The sequence below is a fragment of the Nocardiopsis sp. LDBS0036 genome (assembly GCF_041228755.1).
Taxonomy (GTDB): Bacteria; Actinomycetota; Actinomycetes; order Streptosporangiales; family Streptosporangiaceae; genus Nocardiopsis; species Nocardiopsis dassonvillei.
This window is the reverse complement of record NZ_CP141103.1, coordinates 306,633-329,878: the sequence shown is the minus strand read 5'-3', so window position 1 is coordinate 329,878 and position 23,246 is coordinate 306,633. Positions and strand designations below refer to the sequence as shown.

The 23,246-nt window shown below is 73.0% G+C and carries 17 protein-coding genes and 1 pseudogene; 4 read left to right on the top strand and 14 right to left on the bottom strand.

Features of this window, described 5'->3' with window-relative positions:
* Positions 1 to 148: 148 nt before the first annotated feature.
* The 5 genes from UIS43_RS01225 to UIS43_RS01205 form a co-directional block, all read right to left on the bottom strand.
* A complete protein-coding gene (locus UIS43_RS01225; RefSeq protein ID WP_071621847.1) occupies positions 149 to 574 on the bottom strand; it encodes a DUF397 domain-containing protein in 426 nt (141 codons plus the stop codon).
* Positions 575 to 678: 104 nt separating this feature from the next.
* Positions 679 to 1,530, bottom strand: coding sequence for a twin-arginine translocase subunit TatC (tatC, locus tag UIS43_RS01220; RefSeq protein WP_041552527.1), 852 nt, complete (start codon positions 1,528 to 1,530; stop codon positions 679 to 681).
* 152 nt (positions 1,531 to 1,682) lie between these two features.
* Positions 1,683 to 2,048: a Sec-independent protein translocase subunit TatA gene (tatA, locus tag UIS43_RS01215; protein ID WP_013152540.1), complete on the bottom strand. Its 366-nt coding sequence runs from the start codon at positions 2,046 to 2,048 to the stop codon at positions 1,683 to 1,685.
* 66 nt (positions 2,049 to 2,114) lie between these two features.
* Complete coding sequence (locus UIS43_RS01210) at positions 2,115 to 2,300, bottom strand: hypothetical protein (protein WP_013152539.1); 186 nt, start codon at positions 2,298 to 2,300, stop codon at positions 2,115 to 2,117.
* Positions 2,301 to 2,360: 60 nt separating this feature from the next.
* Positions 2,361 to 4,412 carry a YafY family protein gene (locus UIS43_RS01205; protein WP_013152538.1) on the bottom strand — a complete coding sequence of 684 codons (2,052 nt, stop codon included), beginning with the start codon at positions 4,410 to 4,412 and terminating at the stop codon, positions 2,361 to 2,363.
* A gap of 98 nt (positions 4,413 to 4,510) precedes the next feature.
* Here UIS43_RS01205 and UIS43_RS01200 point away from each other — a divergent pair, with 98 nt between their 5' ends.
* Positions 4,511 to 5,626, top strand: a complete 1,116-nt coding sequence (locus UIS43_RS01200) for a DUF3866 family protein (protein ID WP_013152537.1) — start codon at positions 4,511 to 4,513, stop codon at positions 5,624 to 5,626.
* A gap of 901 nt (positions 5,627 to 6,527) precedes the next feature.
* On the opposite strand, the pseudogene UIS43_RS01195 reads toward UIS43_RS01200, so the two are convergent.
* From UIS43_RS01195 to UIS43_RS01170, 6 genes and pseudogenes are all read right to left on the bottom strand, one after another.
* Positions 6,528 to 7,517 (bottom strand): annotated as a pseudogene (locus UIS43_RS01195) (methionyl-tRNA formyltransferase); the annotation flags it as partial.
* A gap of 236 nt (positions 7,518 to 7,753) precedes the next feature.
* Complete coding sequence (locus UIS43_RS01190) at positions 7,754 to 8,857, bottom strand: FKBP-type peptidyl-prolyl cis-trans isomerase (RefSeq protein ID WP_370012201.1); 1,104 nt, start codon at positions 8,855 to 8,857, stop codon at positions 7,754 to 7,756.
* 152 nt (positions 8,858 to 9,009) lie between these two features.
* A complete protein-coding gene (pafA, locus tag UIS43_RS01185; protein ID WP_071621844.1) occupies positions 9,010 to 10,368 on the bottom strand; it encodes a Pup--protein ligase in 1,359 nt (452 codons plus the stop codon).
* A 114-nt stretch (positions 10,369 to 10,482) separates the two neighbouring features.
* Entirely contained in the window at positions 10,483 to 11,244 is a 762-nt protein-coding gene (gene prcA, locus UIS43_RS01180) for a proteasome subunit alpha (RefSeq protein ID WP_041552524.1), read from the bottom strand.
* 54 nt (positions 11,245 to 11,298) lie between these two features.
* Positions 11,299 to 12,141, bottom strand: coding sequence for a proteasome subunit beta (prcB, locus tag UIS43_RS01175; RefSeq protein WP_013152532.1), 843 nt, complete (start codon positions 12,139 to 12,141; stop codon positions 11,299 to 11,301).
* Between the two features lie 166 nt (positions 12,142 to 12,307).
* Positions 12,308 to 12,511, bottom strand: coding sequence for a ubiquitin-like protein Pup (locus UIS43_RS01170; RefSeq protein ID WP_013152531.1), 204 nt, complete (start codon positions 12,509 to 12,511; stop codon positions 12,308 to 12,310).
* An 805-nt stretch (positions 12,512 to 13,316) separates the two neighbouring features.
* Between UIS43_RS01170 and UIS43_RS01165 the strand changes: the two genes are divergently transcribed.
* Positions 13,317 to 14,462 (top strand): S1 family peptidase, encoded by a 1,146-nt coding sequence (locus UIS43_RS01165; protein ID WP_013152530.1) that lies wholly within the window; start codon positions 13,317 to 13,319, stop codon positions 14,460 to 14,462.
* A 794-nt stretch (positions 14,463 to 15,256) separates the two neighbouring features.
* Positions 15,257 to 16,411, top strand: coding sequence for a S1 family peptidase (locus tag UIS43_RS01160; protein ID WP_013152529.1), 1,155 nt, complete (start codon positions 15,257 to 15,259; stop codon positions 16,409 to 16,411).
* Between the two features lie 152 nt (positions 16,412 to 16,563).
* Here UIS43_RS01160 and UIS43_RS01155 read toward each other — a convergent pair whose 3' ends face one another.
* Together UIS43_RS01155 and UIS43_RS01150 are read right to left on the bottom strand one after the other, a co-directional pair.
* A complete protein-coding gene (locus UIS43_RS01155) occupies positions 16,564 to 18,177 on the bottom strand; it encodes an amidohydrolase (RefSeq protein ID WP_013152528.1) in 1,614 nt (537 codons plus the stop codon).
* Positions 18,178 to 18,406: 229 nt separating this feature from the next.
* Positions 18,407 to 19,705, bottom strand: coding sequence for an MFS transporter (locus tag UIS43_RS01150; protein WP_013152527.1), 1,299 nt, complete (start codon positions 19,703 to 19,705; stop codon positions 18,407 to 18,409).
* 238 nt (positions 19,706 to 19,943) lie between these two features.
* On the opposite strand from UIS43_RS01150, the gene UIS43_RS01145 reads away from it, so the two are divergent.
* Positions 19,944 to 21,458, top strand: a complete 1,515-nt coding sequence (locus UIS43_RS01145; RefSeq protein ID WP_358455591.1) for a PucR family transcriptional regulator — start codon at positions 19,944 to 19,946, stop codon at positions 21,456 to 21,458.
* Between the two features lie 67 nt (positions 21,459 to 21,525).
* On the opposite strand, the gene dop is transcribed toward UIS43_RS01145, so the two are convergent.
* The gene (dop, locus tag UIS43_RS01140; protein WP_013152525.1) at positions 21,526 to 23,043 is read right to left on the bottom strand and encodes a depupylase/deamidase Dop; all 1,518 of its coding nucleotides are present in this window, start codon (positions 23,041 to 23,043) and stop codon (positions 21,526 to 21,528) included.
* Positions 23,044 to 23,246 lie beyond the last annotated feature (203 nt).

Here is a 23,246-nt window from a genome sequence, read left to right as displayed (position 1 = left end):
CTGCGGAGCGCAGGCCGCCGGGCGGAGAACCGCTCCGAGGCCGGGTCAGGCTCCGGCTCCGGGTCTTGCTCCGGCCGGGCACCCGTCCCACTCCGCGTGCTCCGGGCGCCGCCAGCACGGCGGCGCCCGGAGCGCTGGCGGGCCGTTCCTACCCGGAGGCCCCCGCGTCGCCCTGCCCGGCCTCCTCGCGCTGGCGGCGGTGGTACTCCTCCATCGCCTTGGGCGTGTTCAGCGGCGAGGGGACCCAGGCCACCTCGGTGTCGACCTCGCCGCGCTGGATGCGGCGCTCCTCCTCGGTGAGGTACTCCTCGGGGATGTCGAACTCGCCGTCACGGGCGCCCAGGACGAAGGCCTCCCACTCGGCGGGGGTGAAGAACAGGGTGCCCTTCTCGGGGGACTTGCCGTCGCGCACCGCGCGGAAGCCGTCGTCGAAGGTGGCGACCTCGACCACGGCCTCGGACTCCTCCTTGGACAGGGAGGACCGCATCCAGACCGCGTCGGTGGTGTCGTGCCACTTCTCGTTGCCCATGGCCTCGGGCGGGAGCTCCCGCCCGGTCCCGGTCCGCTCGCTCATCGCACTTCCTCTTCCCAGCAACCGGCGTCGGCCGGGGTGCCCGGGCCGACGGGACAGCGCCGCGGCCTGTCCCACCGCCCGACCCTAGCGTGTGCCGGAGGGGCTCAGGAGCGCCTTCCGCTCTCCTCGCCCACGTCGGGACCGTCGAGCGGCGAGGGGGTCTCGTCCAGCTCGGAGGGCGTCTCGTCGAGTTCGGAGATCTGGTCGTCGTCCAGGCCGGCGTAGGGGTCGTCGCGCTTCCTGCGCCGGTCGTTGAGGAAGGCGAACAGCTCGGCCACCTCGAAGAGGACGACGAGCGGAACGGCCAGCGCGAGCATGGAGATCGGCTCGGCCGGGGTGATGACGGCCGCGATCACGAACACCGCGAAGATGATGACGCGGCGCCACTTGGCGATGGCCGCGTGCGGCAGGATCCCGATGATGTTGAGCAGCGCCACCAGAAGCGGCAGCACGAAGCCCAGGCCGAACATGCCCATCATGATGAGCATGTAGTTGAGGTACTCGCTGATGGTGAGGAAGGGATCGGCGTCCTCGGGCAGGAACCCGAAGAGCATCGTCAGCGCGTACGAGGTGATGAAGTACGCCAGGGTCGCGCCCACCGCGAACAGGACCGCGGCCAGGGGAGCGAAGACGTAGGCGTAGCGCTTCTCGCGACCGTGCAGGGCCGGGGCGACGAAGGCCCACAGCTGGTACAGCCAGAACGGCGCGGAGACGAGCGCGCCCACGAAGAGCCAGATCTTCATGGAGACGAAGAAGGCGTCGAAGGGCCCGGTGACGATGAGCGAGCAGTCGTCGGGACCGTTCACCTGGGACACCGGCAGGGAGCAGTAGGGCTCCACCAGGAAGTCCCACACCCAGTCGTCGGTCAGGACGCCGACCACCGTGCCCAGGGCGAGGGCGATCATCGCCTTCACCAGGCGGTTGCGCAGCTCGCGCAGGTGGTCCATGAGCGGCATCCGGGCCTCGGGGTTGGTGGCCCGGCTTCGTGCCCTCATCGTGCGGTCACTCTCTCGTCGTCTGCTCCGGCCCCGTGCCGCTCGGCGTCGGGGCCCTGGACTCCGGGGCGGGGCGGAGCCCGCGCGCGCGTCGCTCCACGGCCTCCGGGAAGCTAGTTGCCGTAGGTGCGGTGCGTGGTCTCACCGGACTCGTCGACGATGCGCTGGCCGGGGGGCAGCTGCGGGTAGCCCTGCTGCTGGGGCTGCTGCGGCTGCGGGTAGCCCTGCTGCTGGTAACCCTGCTGGGGCTGGCCCGGCGCGTTCTGCTGGGGGGCCTGCTGCTGGTGGGTCTGGGCGCGGGTGTCCGCGTTGTCCTCGGACTCGTTGTTGTCGTCGTCGACCAGGCCCTTGCTCTCGGCCTTGAGGATGCGCGCGCTGCGCCCCAGGGAGCGGGCCAGGTCCGGGAGCTTCTTGGCTCCGAAGAGCAGGATCGCCAGGACGATGAGGATGGCGATGGTAGGTCCGTTGAACGGTCCCATGGTTCTACCTCTCTGTGGGGCGCGACCAAGCGCCTTCGATGGTACGCGCATTCGGACGCGGGGCCATCACGGCCCCGCGCCGCCGCGGCCGACGCGCTCACGCAGGTCAGCGTTGCTCGCCCGGTACTCGTCCGACGCCCGTGCCACCGCCAGGGACAGCACCCCCGCCGCGCGGCGTGCGCGCAGCGCCAGGGCTCCGATGGCGACGAGTCCGGCCGCGACCACACCGAACAGGACAGCGAGGACTATCACGCTGCAACCTTATCCTTTCCGGACCGACCTGTCCCTTGCCCCGGGGTGAACGTCTGGGCCTCACTCGGACGACGAAGTGGTCTCGACCAATTTCGCGGAGGTTTGGGACGTCCGGTAGTGCTCCAGCGCACGGCGGGCCTCGGCCCGGGCCTCCTCGGCGAGCGCCACAGGAGACACCACGCGCCCCTGCTGCCCCAGACGCAGCGCCAGCCGCACCACCCAGGCCGGAGCGGGAGTGCGCAGAGTGGCGCGGACCCCTCCCCCGGGCAGTTCGGTCACCGACTCGCACACGTAGTCCTCGGTCACCCAGCGGGCCGCGGGCTCCAGGTCCAGGACGACCAGGGCGTCGCGCTCCGAGCGCTGGAGGACGCCCCCGGACAGGTCGCGGCGGCCCACCCCCGCGGGCACCTCGGCGGCGAAGGGCAGCACCGTCAGTTCCAGGACCCGGTCCAGGCGGAACAGGCGCACGTCCCGGCGCAGGTGGCAGTAGCCCTCCAGGAAGGGGTAGCCGTCCTGGACCACCAGCCCCATGGGGTCCACGTCGCGCTCGGTGACCTGGTCCAGGTAGCCCGACAGGTAGCGCAGGTGCAGGCGCTGGCCCGCCTCCAGCGCGTCGGCGCAGCGGCGCTGGGTCTGGGCGACCTGCTCGTCGCCCTCCACGCGCACCTGGACCGAGTCGGCCAGCGAGCCCACGGCGGCCCCCGCGGCGGCGCGCAGCTTCTCGCCCACCCGCTTGAGGGCGCCGGTCTCCAGGCCCTCGGTCTCGGGCAGCGCCTCCAGCAGGGACAGGCCCACGACCAGGCTGGCCGCCTCGTCGGCGGTCAGGCGCAGCGGCTGGGCGAGGGTGTCGGCGTTGGCGATGATGATCTCGCCGGTCTCCCTGGCCGCGTCGAGGTCGACGTCGATGAGGTCGCCGGGGGTGTAGCCGGGCAGGCCGCACATCCACAGCAGGCTGAGGTCGGCGACCACCTGCTTCTCGCTGAGCCCGAAGTGGCGGGCCACCTCGGGCACGCGCACGTCGCGACCCAGGGCGTAGGGGACGAGCATCAGCAGGCGGCGCAGCTGGTCGGCGGAGCGGGGACCGCGGACGGGGGCCTCGGTCTCCTCCACCGTGCCGGGACCGTCCGCGGCCTCGGCGGCGGGGGCCGTCTCGGCGGTGGCCGTCAGGTGGGCGGCCATGGCCTCACGGGCGCCCACGGGTTCGACGACGACCGCGTTGGAGCCGAAGTAGGCCACGCGCCGCACCAGGTCGGGGGTGTCGGTGTAGGGCAGGGTGAGCGTGTCCCAGCCGACGCCGGAGCTGTCGCGCTCGCCGGGCACCACGCGCAGGGCGCTGCGGCGCAGGGCGTGCGCGGAGTCGGTGCGCACCCGCAGGACGGCGGTGCGCTCGGACTCGGCGCTGTGGCCCGCGACCACCGAGCGCAGGTCCACACCCTCGGGGACGACGACGTCGGGGCCGCCGCGCAGGATGGTCACCTCACCGCGGATGCGGCCCAGACGGAAGACGCGGCGGGCGTCGCGCAGGCGGTCGTGACCGACCACGTACCAGTGTCCGCGCAGGTTGACGATGCCCCAGGGTTCGACCTCGCGGGTCTCGGCCTCGGTCTGGCCGGGCTTGCGGTAGGCGAAGGAGACGGGGCGCCGGTCGCGCACGGCCTGCCAGACCGGGCCGAAGGAGGGCTCGTCGGTGCGCATGGCGGGCGTGAGTCCGGGGGCGGCCTCGCTGTCGACGGGGACCCCGGCGGAGCGCAGCTTGAACAGGGCGTTGGCGGCGGCCTCGCCGAGGGAGGCGTGCCGCCAGGCGCGGGCGGCCAGGCCCAGGACGAGGGCCTCGTCGGGCAGGAGTTCGATCTCGGGCAGCTCGTAGTCGGAGCGGGAGATGCGGTAGCCCTCCTCGCCGCTGATGGCGTCGCCGGTGCCCACCTGGATGGGGATGCCGCTGTCGCGCAGTTCGCGCTTGTCGCGCTCGAACATGCGCTTGAAGGCGGACTCGGTCTCGGCCTCGGCGTAGCCGTGCACCGTCTTCCTGATCTCCTGAGCGGTCAGGTGGCGGCGCGTGGACAACAGACAGATGACCAGGTTCAGCTGTCGTTCCGTCTTCCTGCGCGACATCGTCCGCACCCTTCTCGCCCGTGGTGGATGGACCGGCGGCGGCTGACGCTGGCGCGTCGCCCGGGCACCGGTTCAGCAACGACGGTACCGTGCCTTGCATGATCCGGTGGCGCCGTGGTGAAGTCCGTCAGATCCTCCCCTCCTGGCCGGGGGTCGTGCTGTGCGCGGTGGCGCTGGAGCCCGTGGCCGAAGCGGACCGCAGAGGCCGCGGGGCCGCGGGAGCGGGCGGAGAGGTGACGTGCCGCGCGCTGGCCTACACCGACCTGGTGGGCGCGCCCGAGGCGGGCGACACCGTGCTGCTCAACACCGGCGCCCTGGACCTGGGGCTGGGGACGGGCGGGTACGCGCTGGTGGTGGCCGTGCCCGACCGGCTGCCCCCTGACCCCCGCGGGCCCGGCCACCTGGTCAAGGCCCGTTACACGCCGTTGCAGGCCACCGTGCTGGGCGCCGACGAGCAGGGCTCGCCCCACCACGAGGTGCTGCGCTCGGCCGAGGGCGTGGAGGGCATGCCGGTGGTGGTGGCCGACCTGCACTCGGCGCTGCCCGCCGTGGTGGCGGGGGTGCGCGCGCACCGGCCGGGGGCGCGGATCGTCCACGTGATGCTGGACGGGGGCGCGCTGCCCGCGGCGTTCTCGCGGCTGGTGGGCGCGCTGCGCGAGGAGGGTCTGCTGGCGGGGTGCGTGACCACGGGGCAGTCCTTCGGCGGTGACCTGGAGGCGGTGACCGTGCATTCGGGGCTGCTGGCTGCCCGGCACGTGCTGGGTGCGGACGTGGCGGTGGTGTGCCAGGGTCCGGGCAACCTGGGCACCGGGACGCCGTGGGGGTTCTCGGGAGTCTCGTGCGGTGAGGCGGTGAACGCGGCGGCGGTGCTGGGCGGGCGTCCGGTGGCGTCGCTGCGGGTGAGCGAGGCCGACGCGCGCGAGCGGCACCGGGGGGTGTCGCACCACAGCCTGACCGCCTACGGGCGGGTGGCGCTGGCGCGGGCGGAGGTGGTGGTGCCGCTGCTGCCGGGGGTGTTCGGCGAGCGCGTGCGCGTCCAGGCCGGGGCTCTGGGCGAGCGGCACACCCTGGTGGAGGTGGGTGTGGACGGGCTGGAGGAGGCGGTGCGGACGCTTCCGGTGAAGGTGTCGACGATGGGCCGTGGCCTGGAGGAGGACCGCGCGGCCTTCCTGAGCGCCGCGGCGGCGGGCCGCCACGCGGCCGCGCTGCTGTAGGCGCGGGTCAGGGGCGGCGCGGGCGGGTTGTCCACAGGCTCCGGAACGGTCTGGTTCGAGCTGGGTCCGGGCTTCTACCCTGGTTAAAGGGGGCGCTCGCGCCCCGCCCGCCCCGTGCTGCCCGGCCTTCGACAGACCCGGCCCGGCCCGGCCCAACGCGCCGGGCTCCGGGCCCTCGCCGCGCCCCGCCAAAGCGCCGGGGTCCGCACCCCCGGCTTCTGCGCCTCCCGCCCCGGGTTGCGGGTTACGGGTTACGGGTTGCAGTGCGTCCCGCCCCGAACTCCGGCTTCCGGGCCTCCCGCCTCAGGCGCCTGGTCCCGGCGCGCCCCGCCCCAAACCGCGGGTTCCAGGCTCCGGGTCACGGGCACCGCGCCTCCCACTCCGAACTCCGGGCTCCTGGTTCCGGCACGTCCCGCCCCGGGTTATGGGCTCCGGGCTCCGGCGCGTCCCACCCAGAACCGCGGGCTCCGAGGCACGGCGGGCCCCACCCCAAGTCACGGGTTCCCGGCCGCCCCGCTCCTCAGCGCTGGTCGGCCGGACCGGGGTCGCCCGCCATGATCCCGGGCGCGAGGTCCGTACCGTCCCCCGCCTGCGCCTCCGGGGTCTGGGGCTCCGGCCCCCGCGTGTCGGGAACCCCTGCCTGCGGCGCCTGCGCCTCCGGGACGCGCCCCTCAGAAACCCGCTGCTCGGACCCCCGGGCCTCCGGAACCTCCGCCCCGGCCTCCCCGGCCGCACCCGAAGTCCCCGACGCGTCCGGTGCCCCCGACACGTTCGCCCCGGAAGCCCCCTCCTCCGGGGCCGGAGCCCGCGACCGCGCGCCGCCCTCCCCCGCCCCCGGGACCCCGGGCTCCGCGGCCCGTGCCTCCGGCGCGGTCCGGGCGGCGGGCACGACCCTGTTCGGTCCGCTCGGCGCCTGTCCGGGCAGGGGCGCCCGCCGGGTGCCCTCCAGCATGTGCTGGGAGGGGGCCTCGAAGAAGGTCCCGGGCCGGAACATCGCCAACGAGGTCGGCCGGGCGCGCACCCCCTCGTCCACCCGCAGCACCTCGGGCACGAACACGGCCCCGTCCCCGCAGGTGATCCCCCACTCCCGCCCCCGGCCGGTCGCGACCACCTGCCCGGGCGCCCCGCCGGCGACCCCGCCCACCAGGCGTCCCGAGCACAGCGTGATCCGGGCGCTGCCGAACATCGCGAACGCCCCCGGGTAGGGCTCGGCCAGCGCGCGCACCATCCGGTCCACGTCGCTTCCGGAGGCGGTGAGGTCGAGGTGGCCGTCGCTGGGGCGCCGGCGCGGCCACACCGACGCGTGGCCGCTCTGCGGCCGCCGGGGCGCGGTGCCCTCCAGCAGGCCCTCCATGTGGCGCACGAGCAGTTCCGCTTGGAGGAGCCCCACGCGTTCGTACAGACCGGCGGCGGTGGCGTCCGGGGCCACGTCGAACCAGGCCTGGTCGACGATGTCGCCGCTGTGCTCCTCCCCTTCGATGTGGAAGAGGGTCACGGCGCTGGAGCGCATGTCGCGCAGGATCGTCCACGGGATGGGCGCCCGGCCCCGGCCGACGGGCAGCGGCGCCGGGTGCAGCCCGACCCCGCCCAGAGCCAGGGAGGACAGGACCTCCTCCGGGACGGTTCCCGACCAGCCCGCGACGACCATCAGGTCGATGCCGTGGAAGGTGAGGGCCTCGCGCACCTCGCCCGAGTCGAGGGCGGCGCGCAGGTGCGGCAGACCGAGCCGGTCGGCGAGGGCCCCGTAGTCGTGGTAGCCGGAGCAGTGGGCCAACTCGGCGGGGTGGGACACCACCAGACCGGGCGGGAAGCCTCGGGCGCACAGCTCCTCCAGCGCCGGAACACCGAGGCCCAGCCCGGAGGCGTAGCAGTAGCGCCGACGGTCTGACATGAGCTCCCCCCTCGCCCGTCCACCGATGGATTCGACTCTACGCACCGGCCGGGGAAGGGCAGTGGAACGCGGTACCTGGGCGTGTCCGCCCAGGCGGGACCGGGCCGGACACGCGGACGCCCCCGCGGGTTCCCTCCCCGCGGGGGCGTCCGGTGTCGGCTCTCCGGGTGTGCGCGCCCGGCTGCGCCGGGGACCGCTCCCCGGCCCCGGGCGTGCACGGGACCGCGCCGGGAGGGCTACTCCCCGCCCTCCTCGGACGCGGGGGACTCCTCCGGTGCGGCCTCCTCGCCGCCGGCGCCCTCGCCCTCTGCGGGCTCGGGGGCCGGGGGGTTGTCGTAGGCGCCCAGGATGTCGATGACGAAGACCAGCGTCCCGGCGGGGGCTCCCCCGGACTCCTCCTCGGTCTCGCCGTAGGCCATGTCGCCGGGCACGACCAGCATCAGGCGGCTGCCGACCGGCTGGCCGACGATGCCCTCGTCCCAGCCCTCGATGACCGCGCCCGCGCCGATCGTGGTGTCGAAGGGGTCGCCGCCGCGGCTCCAGGTGGAGTCGAACACCGGGTGTTCGCCGTTGTCGTCGGCCTCCCAGCGCACACCGCTGTACTGGACGATGACCTGCTGGCCCTCCTCGACCTCGGCGCCGTCGCCCTCGATGAGCGGGACGACCTCCAGGTTCTCGGGGGGATCGGTGTCGGGGACCTCGATGGTGGGCTCGCTGTGGCCCTCCTGGGTCACCGTGGGCAGGCCGTCGCCGCCGTCGGTGACCTGCTGGCCCTCCACGACCGAACCCTTGTTGAAGCGGTCCATCAGGTCGATGACCAGGACGCTCGCGCCCTCCTGGACGGGCTGTCCCGACATCTCGGCCTGCTGGCGCTCCTGCTCGGTCAGGGGCGGGAAGACGTACACGGCCCGGCTGCCGACCGGCTGGCTGACCAGCACGTCGCTGATCTCCGCGGGCATCTGCTCCATGCGGATCAGGTCCGGGGCGCCGGTCTCGTAGCTGGACTGCCCCTCGACGGGCGCGCCCTCGCCGGGGCCGGTCCACTGGAACTGGACGACGTTGGCGATCAGGAGGTCGTCGGCGCGCACCAGCTCGTTCTCGCCCGGGCCCTCGTCGACGACGCCCGCGATCTGCTCGGTGGGGGGCTCCTCGTCGGGGAAGGCGACCTCCGGTTCCTCACCGACCTCGCCGGTGACTTCGGGAAGCCGCGGGTCGAGCTGGTCCTCCCCCATACGCATGAAGGCGGGAGTACGCCACTCTTCGGGGATGTTTCCGCAGCTTGAGACCGCCAGGGCGATCGCGGTCAGCGGCACCGCGAGGGCGGCAGCACGTCGGTGCATGGGTCACAACCTCTGATTTCCGGCTTGGGACAGAGTCACACTACCGAAAAGAGGGGCCGTAACCATCCCCTGGAACGCCACGAACGCCGGAGCCCCGCCGCGGACGGCCTTCGACCGCCGGACGGGGCTCCGGGAGCAGGGGACCGGAAGTCCTACATACCGGCGATGAGCTTCTCCACCCGCTCGTCCACCGACTTGAAGGGGTCCTTGCACAGCACCGTGCGCTGGGCCTGGTCGTTGAGCTTGAGGTGCACCCAGTCCACCGTGAAGTCGCGGCGCTGCTCCTGGGCGCGCCGGATGAACTCGCCGCGCAGCCGGGCCCGCGTGGTCTGCGGCGGCACCGACTTGGCCTCGAAGATCTTGAGGTCGCCGACCACCCGTTCCATCTGGCCGCGGCCCTGGAGCAGGTAGAACAGTCCCCGGTCGCGGTGGATGTCGTGGTAGGTCAGGTCGAGCTGGGCCACCCGCGGCGAGGACAGGGACAGGTCGTGCTTGTCGCGGTAGCGCTCCAGCAGCAGGTACTTGGCCACCCAGTCGATCTCGCGGGAGACGGTCTCCAGGTTCTGGGTCTCGACCGCCTCCAGGGTGCGCTGCCACAGCTCCAGGACGCGCTTGCCGGTGGCGTCGGTGCCGTGCCGGTCGACGTAGCTCTGCACCTTGTCCAGGTACTCGCGCTGGATCTCCAGCGCGCTGGCCTCGCGCCCGTTGGCCAGGCGTACCTTGCGGCGGCCGGTCATGTCGTGGCTGACCTCGCGGATGGCCCGGATCGGGTTCTCCAGCGTGTAGTCGCGCATGACCACCCCGGCCTCGATCATGCGCAGCACCAGGTCGGTGGAGCCCAGCTTGAGCAGGGTGGTGGTCTCGCTCATGTTGGAGTCGCCGACGATGACGTGCAGGCGCCGGAAGCGCTCGGCGTCCGCGTGCGGCTCGTCGCGGGTGTTGATGATGGGGCGCGAGCGGGTGGTGGCCGAGGAGACGCCCTCCCAGATGTGCTCGGCGCGCTGGCTGACGCAGAACAGGGCGCCGCGGGGGGTCTGGAGCACCTTTCCGGCGCCGCAGATGATCTGGCGGGTGACCAGGAAGGGGATGAGCACGTCGGCCAGGCGTCCGAACTCGCCGTGCCGTCCCACGAGGTAGTTCTCGTGGCAGCCGTAGGAGTTGCCCGCCGAGTCGGTGTTGTTCTTGAACAGGTAGATGTCCCCGGCGATGCCCTCCTCGTGCAGGCGCTGCTCGGCGTCGACCTGCAGCCCCTCCAGGATGCGCTCGCCGGCCTTGTCGTGGGCCACCAGGTCCACGAGACTGTCGCACTCGGGGGTGGCGTACTCGGGGTGGCTGCCCACGTCCAGGTACAGGCGGGCGCCGTTGCGCAGGAACACGTTGCTGCTGCGCCCCCAGGAGACCACCCTGCGGAAGAGGTAGCGGGCGACCTCGTCCGGGGACAGGCGGCGCTGTCCACGGAAGGTGCACGTGACCCCGTACTCGTTCTCCAGCCCGAAGATCCGTCGTTCCACGCGGCCTCACCAACTTCCCGTCACCGGGGTGTGGACGACGGGGCCGCGCCGTCCACACCCGCCCGGCCGGTGCGGCGCCTCGGGAGCGCCGCACCGTGAATCATCGTTTCCAGGTCACTCGTCGGTCCCGCCCGTGGTGGTGCTTCCGGTGGTTCCGGTGCTTGCGGTGCCGCCTCCGGCCGTCCTGCCCTCCGCGATGAGGTCGGTCAGGCGCTGGCCGTGGATGCGGCGGAACTTGCGGTGCTCCCTGGACCGCTCCAGGACCGCGACCTCCAGGTTGGTGGCCTCCAGTTCGCGCTCCTCGCCGTTCTCCCTGGCCAGGGCGTGGGTGGCCGCGTTGAGGGCGGCGCTGAGGGGGGCGTCGGCGGCGAAGCGGTCCTTGAGCACGCCGGACACGTGCTCGGAGGAGCCCCCCACGGCCACGAAGCCCTGCTCGTCCACGATGGAGCCGTCGAAGGTGATGCGGTAGATCTCGTCGTCGGCCGCGGTGTCGCCGACCTCGGCGACGACGATCTCCACCTCCCAGGGCTTGAGGCTCTCGCTGAACACGGTGCCCAGGGTCTGGGCGTAGATGTTGGCGAGCTGGCGCCCGCTGACGTCGCGGCGGTCGTACTGGTATCCGCGCACGTCGGCGAAGCGCACGCCCATCAGGCGCAGGTTCTCGAACTCGGGGTAGCGGCCGACGGCGGCGAAGCCGATCCGGTCGTAGAGCTCGCTGATCTTGTGCAGGGTGCGGGACATGTTGTCCGCCACCAGGAGGATCCCGCCCTCGTACTGCAGGACGACGGCGCTGCGGCCGCGCGCGATGCCCTTGCGCGCGTAGTCCGCCTTGTCCTTCATCTGCTGTTCGGGGGCGACGTAGAACGGCATCGACACCGCGGATCGTTTCCTTACCTAGTCGGGAGATGTCTGGTGTGGGACGGGGCCGGTTCAGCCCAGCGTGGCCGTGGGGCCGTCGGGGTCGGCCGCGCGTCCCTGGACCACCTCGGTCGCCAGGCGGGCCACGTCCTCGGCGGGCAGACGGCGGTGGCCGTCCTCGGTGACGACGTCGACGAGGGGGAAGATCTTGCGGTGCAGGTCGGGGCCGCCGGTGGCGGAGTCGTCGTCGGCGGCGTCGTAGAGGGCCTCCAGGGCGACCTTGGCGGCGCCGGTCTGGTCGAGGTCATCGCGGTAGAGCTTCTTGATCGCGCCCCTGGCGAAGACCGATCCGGAGCCGATGGAGTGGTAGCGCTGCTCCTCGTAGCGGCCGCCGGTGGCGTCGTAGCTGAACACGCGGCCCTGTCCGGTGTTCTCGTCGTAGCCGACCAGCAGCGGGACGACGACGAAGCCCTGCATGGCCAGGCCGAGGTTGCCGCGCACCATCTGCGCGAGCTTGTTGGCCTTACCCTCCAGGGAGAGCGAGCGGCCCTCCATCTTCTCGTAGTGCTCCAGCTCGACCTGGTAGAGGCGGGCCAGTTCGATGCCGAATCCGGCCGAACCCGCGATGGCCACGGCGGAGTACTCGTCGGTGCGGAAGACCTTCTCCATGTCGCGGTTGGCGATGATGTTGCCCTGCGTGGCCCTGCGGTCGCCCGCCAGGAGCACGCCGCCGGGGAAGGTCAGTGCGACGATGGTCGTGGCGTCGGGGGTGAGGTGCTCGGTCCCGCCGCCCGGGGGCAGCTTGTGTCCGGGCAGCATCTCGGGGCGGACCGAACTGAGAAACTCGGTGAAGGACGAGGTTCCCGCACTCATGAAAGCGGCGGGCAACCGTCCGCCCTCGAACCCTTCGAACACGCGACTCCCTCCACGCGCGCCCCACCCCGTCATGGGGGCGGGTGGGGCGCCTGTTGTCCTTGTTGTCTGCGGTGGCTGTGCGCCGACCGTTGGAACTGACCCTAGTCCTGTGCGCGGCGGGGCTGGCGGCGCTGGAGTGCGCTGTCAGCGAACCGCCGCGGGTCGGCTACTGGCCGCCCTTCTGCACGAACTGTCGGACGAAGTCCTCGGCGTTGCTCTCCAGCACGTCGTCGATCTCGTCGAGGATGTCGTCGACGTCCTCGTCCAACTGGTCCTTGCGCTCCTGAACGTCCGCCGAGGCCTCGGTCTCCTCGACCTCCTCGTCGCGGCGCGAGGCGTGCTTCTGGCCGCCCGTGTCCTTCGTCGCCATAGCCTGTTACCTCCCGTTCGGGCTCCCCGTTCGGGGCTCTTGCCCTTATCTTGGCCCAACACCGGGCGCCTCAACCCCCTTCCCGGGGCCCGATACTCGCTAGTTACCTCGGATCGTCCCATGTGCGCGCGCACGTGCTCGTACGCGTGTGCGCCGCGTCCCGGGCGTGTCACGGACGACGCCGCACGGCGTCGGCGGGGCCGCCGGACCCGCGCCTCCTCAGGCCCGGAGCGGAGCGGGTCCGTCCGCGCGGAGGACACGGAGGGCGCGGAAGAACCCGCTCCCGCCCGCCGCCCGTCCCCTCGGGATCCCACGCCGCGCCGCCTGGGAAGGGCCGCCACAGGTACGGCTGTTCGCTACGCGCACGGGAGTTACCCGCGGGTCACCGCCCTGACCTTCGGGGTTACTCCTACGTGTCCGCGCGGTCACGAATGGCACTCGGTTCCGATGGCCGCATCCGGCCACGAGACACCCCTTGCCAACACCGCGTTTCCGTGTTGCGGAAGCGATACGGCAGAGAAGCACAAGGTCAGACACACCATCACCATGCGTCACATATTGCAATTCATATGGTCATCCGATGGCCCAATCATCCCTGGAAAGACAGACCCTCGCATCCGCTCTTCCGCTATCCAGGTTGTGCACTTATGGTGTGTGTCCGTTTACCGATTGTCCTGGAGACAGGGCTCTCGGTGGACGCATCGTGGGGTCGGGCCCCCTGCACGGCCCCACCGGAGTCCGACGTCCTCGCCGGCGGGCGTCGGGCCCCGAACCCCCGTCAGTTCCCCGAGGAGAGTAGGGATCTATGCGACCCTCCCCCGCTATCTCCGCTATCGGCACCGGCGCACTCGCGTTCGGTCTGGCGTTCTCCGTGACGCCGGGCGCCAGTGCGGCGACCGTACCGGCCGAGCCAGCGAGCGAGGCCCAGACGATGATGGAAGCGCTGCAGAGAGACCTCGGCCTCACCCCGCTCGGGGCCGAGGAGCTGCTCTCGGCGCAGGAAGAGGCGATCGAGACCGACGCCGAGGCCACCGAGGCCGCGGGAGCGTCCTACGGCGGCTCCCTGTTCGACACCGAGACCCTCCAGCTCACCGTGCTGGTGACCGACGCCTCGGCCGTCGAGGCGGTGGAGGCCACCGGCGCCGAGGCCACCGTGGTCTCACACGGCACCGAGGGCCTGGCCGAGGTGGTCGACGCGCTCGACGAGACCGGCGGCCGGGAAGGGGTCGTCGGCTGGTACCCGGATGTGGAGAGCGACACCGTCGTGGTCCAGGTCGCCGAGGGCGCCAGCGCCGACGGCCTCATCGAGGCCGCGGGCGTGGACCCCTCCGCCGTCCGGGTGGAGGAGACCAGCGAGACGCCGCGCCTGTACGCCGACATCGTCGGCGGCGAGGCGTACTACATGGGCGGCGGACGCTGCTCGGTCGGGTTCGCCGTGACCGACGGTTCCGGCGCGGGCGGCTTCGTGACGGCGGGCCACTGCGGCACCGTCGGCACCGGCGCCGAGAGCTCCGACGGCAGCGGATCCGGAACCTTCCAGGAGTCCGTCTTCCCGGGCAGCGACGGCGCCTTCGTCGCGGCCACCTCCAACTGGAACGTGACCAACCTGGTCAGCCGGTACGACTCCGGCAGCCCCCAGGCGGTGTCGGGTTCCAGCCAGGCCCCGGAGGGCTCGGCGGTGTGCCGCTCCGGCTCCACCACCGGCTGGCACTGCGGGACCATCGAGGCCCGCGGCCAGACGGTGAGCTACCCGCAGGGCACGGTCCAGGACCTGACCCGGACGGACGTGTGCGCCGAGCCCGGTGACTCCGGCGGCTCGTTCATCGCCGGTTCGCAGGCCCAGGGCGTCACCTCCGGCGGCTCGGGCAACTGCACCTCCGGCGGCACGACCTACTACCAGGAGGTCACTCCCCTGCTGAGCAGCTGGGGGCTGTCCCTGGTGACCGGGTAACGCTCCGGTAGCGCCCACGGCGCCCCCGTCCACTGCCGTGGACGGGGGCGCCTTTTCTCATGAGGACACCCCTCGTGGGGGCACCTCTCGTGGGGGCGCCTCACGTGGCGGCATCTATCGTGGGCGCGCCCCGTATTCGTGCGCGCGCGTCCACGACCGCCCTTTCCCGGATTCGCGCGAGCCCTCGGGCCGTGCCGCACGAGCGCGGACCCGCCCTTCTCCGGGAGCACGCGCGAGGCCGCTCACACCATCGCGGCGGCGCGGCGCGGACGCCACTCCGGGGGCACGCGCGGGAGCCTCAGGCGCCCCGCAAGCCCCCTGCGTGTCCGGGTTCGGCCACGGGCGCGTCCACCCTCCCCCGGGGCCGCATCTGGCCGAAAGGCCCCGGAGGGCCACCCTTGACCTTTGGAGTTACACCCCTGTAGCCGTGGTGTTACGGATGGCACCCGGTACCGGCGTCCGCATCCGGCCACGAAGCACTCCTTGACACGACGACCCCGCTTCACTCCGTCACCGGACGAACGCGAGGATCGCAAGGTCGCACGCAGAGCGACTACGCGTAGCCATCGCGAAACGAAGGGTCATGGGACAATCCCTCATCCTTCTGAATGAATACACACCACACGGGTCTTTGCAGCGTCAAAGTGTGCACTTATGTTGGTGATCGTTTACCGGACGTCTCGGTGAATTTCGGGAATCGGATCAACTTCGATCCCCGAAAGGGGCTTTTCGCTCCTACAGGAACGCGAAGCCCTGAATCCCCCGTCTATCCCCCTTGGAGAGTAGGGACCCCCATGAGACCCTCCAGCATCATCTCCGCCGTGGGCACAGGAGCCCTGGCCTTCGGCATGGCACTGGCCATGGCCCCCGGAGCCCTCGCGGCGCCGGCCCCCGTCCCCCAGACCCCCGTCGCCGACGACAGCGCCGCCAGCATGACCGAGGCGCTCAAGCGCGACCTCGACCTCACCTCGGCCGAGGCCGAGGAGCTGCTCTCGGCGCAGGAAGCCGCCATCGAGACCGACGCCGAGGCCACCGAGGCCGCGGGCGAGGCCTACGGCGGTTCCCTGTTCGACACCGAGACCCTCGAACTCACCGTGCTGGTCACCGACGCCTCCGCCGTCGAGGCGGTCGAGGCCACCGGAGCCCAGGCCACCGTCGTCTCCCACGGCACCGAGGGCCTGACCGAGGTCGTCGAGGACCTCAACGGCGCCGAGGTTCCCGAGAGCGTCCTCGGCTGGTACCCGGACGTGGAGAGCGACACCGTCGTGGTCGAGGTGCTGGAGGGCTCCGACGCCGACGTCGCCGCCCTGCTCGCCGACGCCGGTGTGGACTCCTCCTCGGTCCGGGTGGAGGAGACCGAGGAGGCCCCGCAGGTCTACGCCGACATCATCGGCGGCCTGGCCTACTACATGGGCGGCCGCTGCTCCGTCGGCTTCGCCGCGACCAACAGCGCCGGTCAGCCCGGTTTCGTCACCGCCGGCCACTGCGGCACCGTCGGCACCGGCGTGACCATCGGCAACGGCACCGGCACCTTCCAGAACTCGGTCTTCCCCGGCAACGACGCCGCCTTCGTCCGCGGTACCTCCAACTTCACCCTGACCAACCTGGTCTCGCGCTACAACTCCGGCGGCTACCAGTCGGTGACCGGTACCAGCCAGGCCCCGGCCGGCTCGGCCGTGTGCCGCTCCGGCTCCACCACCGGCTGGCACTGCGGCACCATCCAGGCCCGCAACCAGACCGTGCGCTACCCGCAGGGCACCGTCTACTCGCTCACCCGTACCAACGTGTGCGCCGAGCCCGGTGACTCCGGCGGTTCGTTCATCTCCGGCTCGCAGGCCCAGGGCGTCACCTCCGGCGGCTCCGGCAACTGCTCCGTCGGCGGCACGACCTACTACCAGGAGGTCACCCCGATGATCAACTCCTGGGGCGTCAGGATCCGCACCAGCTGACACACCCTCCAGCACGTCCCCCGTCCGCGCGCAGGCGCGGGCGGGGGACGCCCGTGTCCGGCGGCCCCGGGCGGCCGGAAACCGTGGGGGCTCGCGCGGACGGCGGGCGCAAGCCGGCGGGAGGCGCGACCGGGCACGGTCCCGGCCGGGACTCAGGGGGCGCGGTGGACGACGCGGCCGTCGAGCACCGTCATCCACGCGTCGACCTCGCGCAGCCGCTCGGCGGGCAGGGCCTCCACGTCGCGGTCCAGCACCACCAGGTCGGCCAGGTGTCCGGGGCGCAGCGCTCCCAGGCGGTCCTCCACGCCCAGCGCGTGCGCGGCGTCCAGGGTGTGGGCGCGCAGGGCCTCGTGCAGGGTGACGGCCTGCTCGACGCCGATCTCCCGGCCCTCGCGGGTGGTGCGGCACACCGCGTTGGCCACGGTGTCCATCGGGCGCAGGCTGGAGACGAAGGAGTCGCTGGAGAGCACCGGGCGCAGCCCCAGGTCCAGTTCCTCGCGCATGGGCTGGAGCCGGTGGGCCCGCTCCCCCAGGCGGCGCAGGAAGTCGCCGCCGCTGTCGTACAGGAAGTTGGGCTGGTTGACGGGGATGACGCCGTAGTCGGTGAAGCGCTTGGCCTGCTCCGGGGTGGGGTAACCGCAGTGCTCCACGCGCGGGCGCGGGTCGGGGCCCGACACCCGCGCGGCCGAGGCGATGGCGGCCAGGGTGTTGTCCATGGCCGCGTCGCCCTGGGTGTGGACGGCCACCTGCCAGCCCTCCGCGGCGGCCCGCGTGACCAGGTCCACGAGCTGGTCGGGGTGGTGGTAGAGGCTGCCCGCGAACTCGCCGTGCTCGCCGTAGGGGACGCTGAACTTGGCGGTGCCGCCCAGCAGGGTGCCGTCGGAGTAGAACTTCATGCCGGTCAGCCGCAGCCAGTCGTCGCCGAAGGGGCTGGCCAGCCCGGCGGAGGTGAGCGCGTCCAGCTGGTGGGACAGCGGCATGCCGAACGTGCGCAGCGGCAGGGTCCCGGCCGCGCGGGCGGCCCGGTACACGCGCAGCTCGCGTGCCGAGACCTGCGGGTCGCACACGGTGGTGACCCCGGCCGACAGGTAGGGGTCGGCCGCGGCGGCCAACCAGCCCAGGAGCTGTTCGGCGGGCAGGTCGGTGTGGAAGTTGGGGCCGTGGCAGCCGATGTCCACGGCCAGGGGCAGCAGCAGCTCCATGGCCGAGTCCAGGACCATGCCCGTCAGGCGCCCGCCCTCGTCGCGCACGAAGGAGCCGCCCGCCGGGTCGGGGACGTCCTCGCCGATACCGCTCCAGGCCAGGGCGGCGGAGTTGACCACGGCCTGGTGGCCCGAGACGTGGTAGACGATGACCGGGTGCTCCCCGGTGGCCCCGTCCAGGTCGCGGCGAGTGGGCCGCCCTCCCGGGAACTTGGCGTCGTCCATGTGGAAGGCGCGGATCCACTGGCCGGGCGGGGTGCGCTCGGCCTCGGCCCCGATGACGGCGACCAGGTCGGCGGCGCTGCCCACCCGGGGGTACCCGGCGTCGACGGCGGCCAGCGACTCGGCGGTGGAGAGCAGGTGGTTGTGCGGGTCGATGAACCCGGGCAGGACGGTCCGTCCGCCCGCGTCCACCTCCACCGCGCCCGGGCCCGCGGCGGCGCGGGCGGCCTCGGTGTCCCCGGCCAGGCGGACCCGGCCCTCGCGCACGGCCACGGCGCGGGCCCGGGGGTTGGCGTCGTCCATGGTCAGGACGTTGGCGTTGTGGATGAGCAGACCGGACACGGGTGGGATTCCTCCTCGGTGGGCTGGCGCCGGACCGGTCGGCCCGGCGGCGGTGCGGGGGGGGGACGCGCGGCGCCCGGAGGGGCCGCGCGGCGGTCGGGCCGCCGCTCGCGGGCGCGGCGGCCCGGGCCACGGCGGTGCGGGCCACGGCGGTGCGGGCCGCGGGGCCCGCGGCCACAGGGGTGTGAGGTCGCTTCCCCCGGCCCCCTGCGGGCACGAAACGGGGGCCTCAGGCGGTGGCGAGGTCGCTGTCGCGGTGGCGCGGCGCCCGGGCCAGGCACAGGATGCTCACCACGGCCATGGCCATGAGCAGGCCCGCCACCGGCAGGATGCTGCCGGTGGCGGCGAGCAGGGCGGTGCACACGATCGGCGACAGGCCGCCGAAGATCGCCCCCGCGACCTGGTAGGCGATGGAGATGCTGGTGTAGCGGGTGCGCGGCGGGAACATCTGGGCGAGCACGCGGGCGATGGGCCCGTAGACCGCGGCCATGGCCAGGCGCATCACGCACAGCACCACGAAGATCAGCACGGTACTGCCGGTCTCCAGCACCAGGAACTGGGGAAGCGCCAGCACGATGACGCCGACCAGTCCGATGGTGACGACGCGGACGGTGCCGAAGCGGTCGCCCAGCCAGGACACGCCCAGGGTCGCGACGAGTTCGACGAACGCGGCCAGGCTCAGGCCGCTGAGGATGACCTGCTCGCTGATGCCGACCTCGGTGACGCCGTAGGCCTGGAGGAAGGTGGTGACGACGTAGTAGCCGCCGACGGCCACCGGCAGGACGCCGATGCCCAGCAGCAGCGGGCGCCAGGAACCGCGCACGGCCTCGCGCAGCGGCAGCTCCCGCGGCTGGTCGGTGTCCTCGCGCATGGCCTCGAAGACCGGCGACTCCTCCACCTTCAGGCGGATGAACAGGCCCACCAGGACCAGCAGGACCGAGGCGAGGAAGGGCAGGCGCCAGCCCCAGGTGTGGAGCAGGTCGGCGTCCCAGGCGGCGATGAGCCCGAACGAGCCCGTGGCCAGCAGCGCACCGGCCGGGTTGCCGAGCTGGGCGAAGGAGCCGTAGAAGGTCTTGCGGTCCTCGGGGGCGTGCTCGACCGCCATCAGGACGGCGCCGCCCCACTCCCCGCCCACGGCGATGCCCTGGACGAAGCGCAGCAGGACCAGCAGCGCCGGGGCGAGGAACCCCGCCTGCTCGTAGGTGGGCAGCAGACCCACGCAGAACGTGGCCGTGCCCATCATCAACAGGGTGACGACCAGCGCGGACTTGCGGCCCAGGCGGTCGCCGAAGTGGCCGAAGACCAGGCCGCCCAGCGGTCGGGCGAAGAAGCCCACCGAGAAGGTGGCGAAGGAGGCCATCAAGCCGATCACCGGGTCGGTGCCGGGCGGGAAGAACAGGGTGCCGAACACCAGGCTGGCGGCCGTGGCGTAGACGTAGAAGTCGAACCACTCGATGGTGGTGCCGACGAAGGCCGCCACGGCCGCACGCGCGGGGTGCGAGGACGTGGGGGCGGTCCGCTCTGACATGTGTACTCCGTTGCGCGTTCGGTGCGGCCCCGGGCCGGGTCGTCCGGTCGGCGGCGCCGCGGACCGGCGCGGCGCCGCCGACACGTCGCGGACGGGCGCCACCGCGGGTCACGACCGGTGGTTCGGGTGTTGTTGTGACCGTAGACACTCCCCAGCCGTACGCGCCGGGACGGTGTGCACCGCGCCAGCTGTTACACATGTGCACAGTGCACAACCCGCGAGGCAGGAGGTAGGGGCGTTGGCGATCACGGTCCGCGACATCACGGCCGACCCGGACCTGGAGGTGCGGGTGGCGGCGGGCCGCTCCGGCCTGGACCGGGCGATCCGCTGGGCGCACGTGATCGAGCTGCACGACCCGGTGCGCTGGCTGCGCGGCGGGGAGCTGGTGCTCACGGTCGGGCTGGGGCTGGGCGCCGACGAGCGGGCGCGCCGCGCCTACGTGCGCCGGCTGCACGGGGCCGGGTGCGCCGGCCTGGGGTTGGCCGTGGACGTGTGGCGGCGCGAGGTCCCTCCCGAGGTTCTGGAGGAGGGCGACGCCCTGGGCCTGCCGATCCTGCGCGTGGAGGGCGAGACCCCCTTCGTCGCGGTGGTGGAGGCGGTGGCCGACCACTACGCGGCCGAGCGCACGCGCGAACAGCACCGGGTGCTCACCGCGCAGGACGCGATGGCGCGCGCGTCGCTGCGCTCGGGCCCGGCCGGGGTGATGGGCGAGCTGTCCTCGGCCACCTCGGGGGCGTCGCTGCTGTTGGACCGCAACGGGATGACGAGCGCGGCCGTGCCCGACACCGAACCCCCCTGGCACGCGCTGGTGCGCTCGGCCCTGGCGGGGCGCCCGCGCGGGATGACGGTGCTGGCCGACGGGGAGGCGAGCGTCCTCCTCCAGACGCTGGGGCCCACCGGCCGGACCCTGGGCTGGCTGGCTCTGCGCTGCACGTCCCCGGTGACGCCGCACGTGCGCATGCTGGCCAACCACGCGGCCTCACTGCTGGCGGTGGACCTGCTGCACTCGCGCCACGCCCGGCGGGCGCTGTACCGCGAACGCGCCCCGGTCCTGCTCGCCGCGGTGACGGGGCGGCCCCGGGCGCCCCTGCCCCTGCCCGTCCCGCCCTGGGAGGTGGTGTGCCTGCGGACCCCCTCGCCCGACCGGCTGCTGGACCACGCGGCGGACGCGCTGACCGACGTGCTCGGCGACACCGCCGCCGCGCGCGACAGCGCTCTGTGCGTCCTGGAGGACGTGCTGGTGGCCGTCCTGCCCGACGGCGGGGGCGCACCCCGCCCGGGCAGGCGCCTGTTCGAGGCGCTGTCCGCCCCGGACGGGGGCCCGGTCGCGGCCGGGGCCTGCACCGCCCGGGGACCCGAGGACCTGTCCTCGGCCGTGGACCGGGCGCGCCAGGCCGCGACGGAGGGGTACCGGCACGTGGACGAGACCGACGCCTGGGCGCTGCTGCGCTCGGCGGTCCCGGCCGAGGGGGCGCGCGCCTTCGACCAGGCTGTCCTGGGCAGGCTGCGCGCCCACGACGTCCGCAACGGCACGGAACTGGCGCACACCCTGCGCCACTACCTGGACAACAGCGCACAGGTGGAGGCGACCGCCCGGGACCTGGGCGTGCACCGCAACACCCTGCGTTCGCGGCTGCGCGCCGCCGAGCGGGTCATGGGACGCCGCCTGGACGAGCCCCGCACCCGGCTGGAGCTGTGGACCGCCCTGAGCCTGGAGCCCGTCCGCTGCCACGACGGCACCTGGCACACCTGAGGCGCCCCTGCGGGGGCCGCGGACGCGGGCGGGCGTCCGCGGCCCCCGGGGGGCGGACTCCCGCCGGTCAGCGGCCTCCGGTGAGCACCGCCACCAGGTCGGCCGCGGTCGGGGAGGCGTCCAGCAGCTTCCCCACGTGTTCCTTGGTGCCCCGGCGCGGCTCCAGGGTCGGCACCCGCTGGAGCGAGTCGTAGCCCGGCAGGTCGAAGATCACCGAGTCCCAGGAGGCGGCGGCCACCTCGTCGGCGTACTTGGCCAGGCAGCGCCCGCGGAAGTAGGCGCGGGTGTCCTCCGGCGGCTCGGTGACCGCCCGGTCCACCTGGGCCTCCTCCAGCAGGCGCTTCATCCGCCCGCGCGCCACCAGCCGGTTGTAGATGCCCTTGTCCGCCCGCACGTCGGAGTACTGCAGGTCCACCAGTTGCAGGCGGGGGTGCGACCACTCCAGGGAGTCACGGGAGCGGTAGCCCTCCAACACCTTGAGTTTGGCCACCCAGTCCAGCTCGTCGGCCAGGCTCATCGGGTCGGCGCCCAGCCGGTTGAGCACCGACTCCCAGCGGTCCAGGACGTCGGCGGTGTCGGGGTCCACGTCGGTGCCGAAGCGGTCCTCCACGTACTTGCGGGCCTGGTCCAGGTACTCGCACTGGAGTTCCAGCGCGGTCATCCGCCGCCCGTCGCGCAGCCGCACCCGGTGGGTGAGGCCGGGGTCGTGCGAGACCTCCCGCAGGTCGGCCACCGGGGTCTCCAGGGACAGGTCCGCGCTCAGGAACCCGTCCTCGATCATCGACAGCACCAGCGCCGTCGTCCCCAGCTTGAGGTAGGTGGAGATCTCGCTCATGTTGGCGTCGCCGATGATGACGTGCAGCCGCCGGTACTGGTCGGGGTCGGCGTGCGGTTCGTCCCTGGTGTTGATGATGGGGCGCTTGAGGGTGGTCTCCAGCCCCACCTCGACCTCGAAGAAGTCGGCGCGCTGGGAGATCTGGAACCCGCTGCCCTGCCCGTCGGAGCCGATGCCGACCTTGCCCGCCCCGCACACCACCTGGCGGGAGACGAAGAACGGGATCAGGTGCCGGACGATGTCGCCGAACGGCGTCGACCGGTGCATCAGGTAGTTCTCGTGGCAGCCGTAGGAGGCGCCCTTGTTGTCGGTGTTGTTCTTGTACAGCTGGATCGGCTCGATGCCCGGGGTGGCGCCCGCCCGCGCGGCGGCGTCGGCCATCACCCGCTCCCCCGCCTTGTCCCACAGCACCGCGTCGCGCGGGTTGGTGACCTCGGGCGCCGAGTACTCGGGGTGGGCGTGGTCCACGTACAGGCGGGCGCCGTTGGTGAGGATGACGTTGGCCAGGCCCAGGTCCTCGTCGGTGAGCTGCGTGGGATCGGCGACCTCACGCGCCAGGTCGAAGCCGCGCGCGTCGCGCAGCGGGTTCTCCTCCTCGAAGTCCCAGCGGGCGCGCCGCGCCCGGGCCGCCGAGGCGGCCAGATAGGCGTTGACCACCTGGGTGGAGGTGACCATCGCGTTGGCCCCGGGGTTGCCTGGTACGGAGATCCCGTACTCGGTCTCGATACCCATAATCCGCCGCACACTCATGGTGAGAGGTTATCCACCGAGGCGTGGTCTTGAACGCTTCCGCGCCAATTGTGGCCCAAGTGCCGTGTTCTGGGGCGTTGCGCGGTACCGCGGCGTGCCGCCCCCTCGCAGGTCACGACGTACGAAGGCCCCACACCCGGTCGGCGCCGGTCCGCTCCCGCCGGGCGGGGGCGGCGTCCCGGTCAGCGGGACGCGGAGCCGGG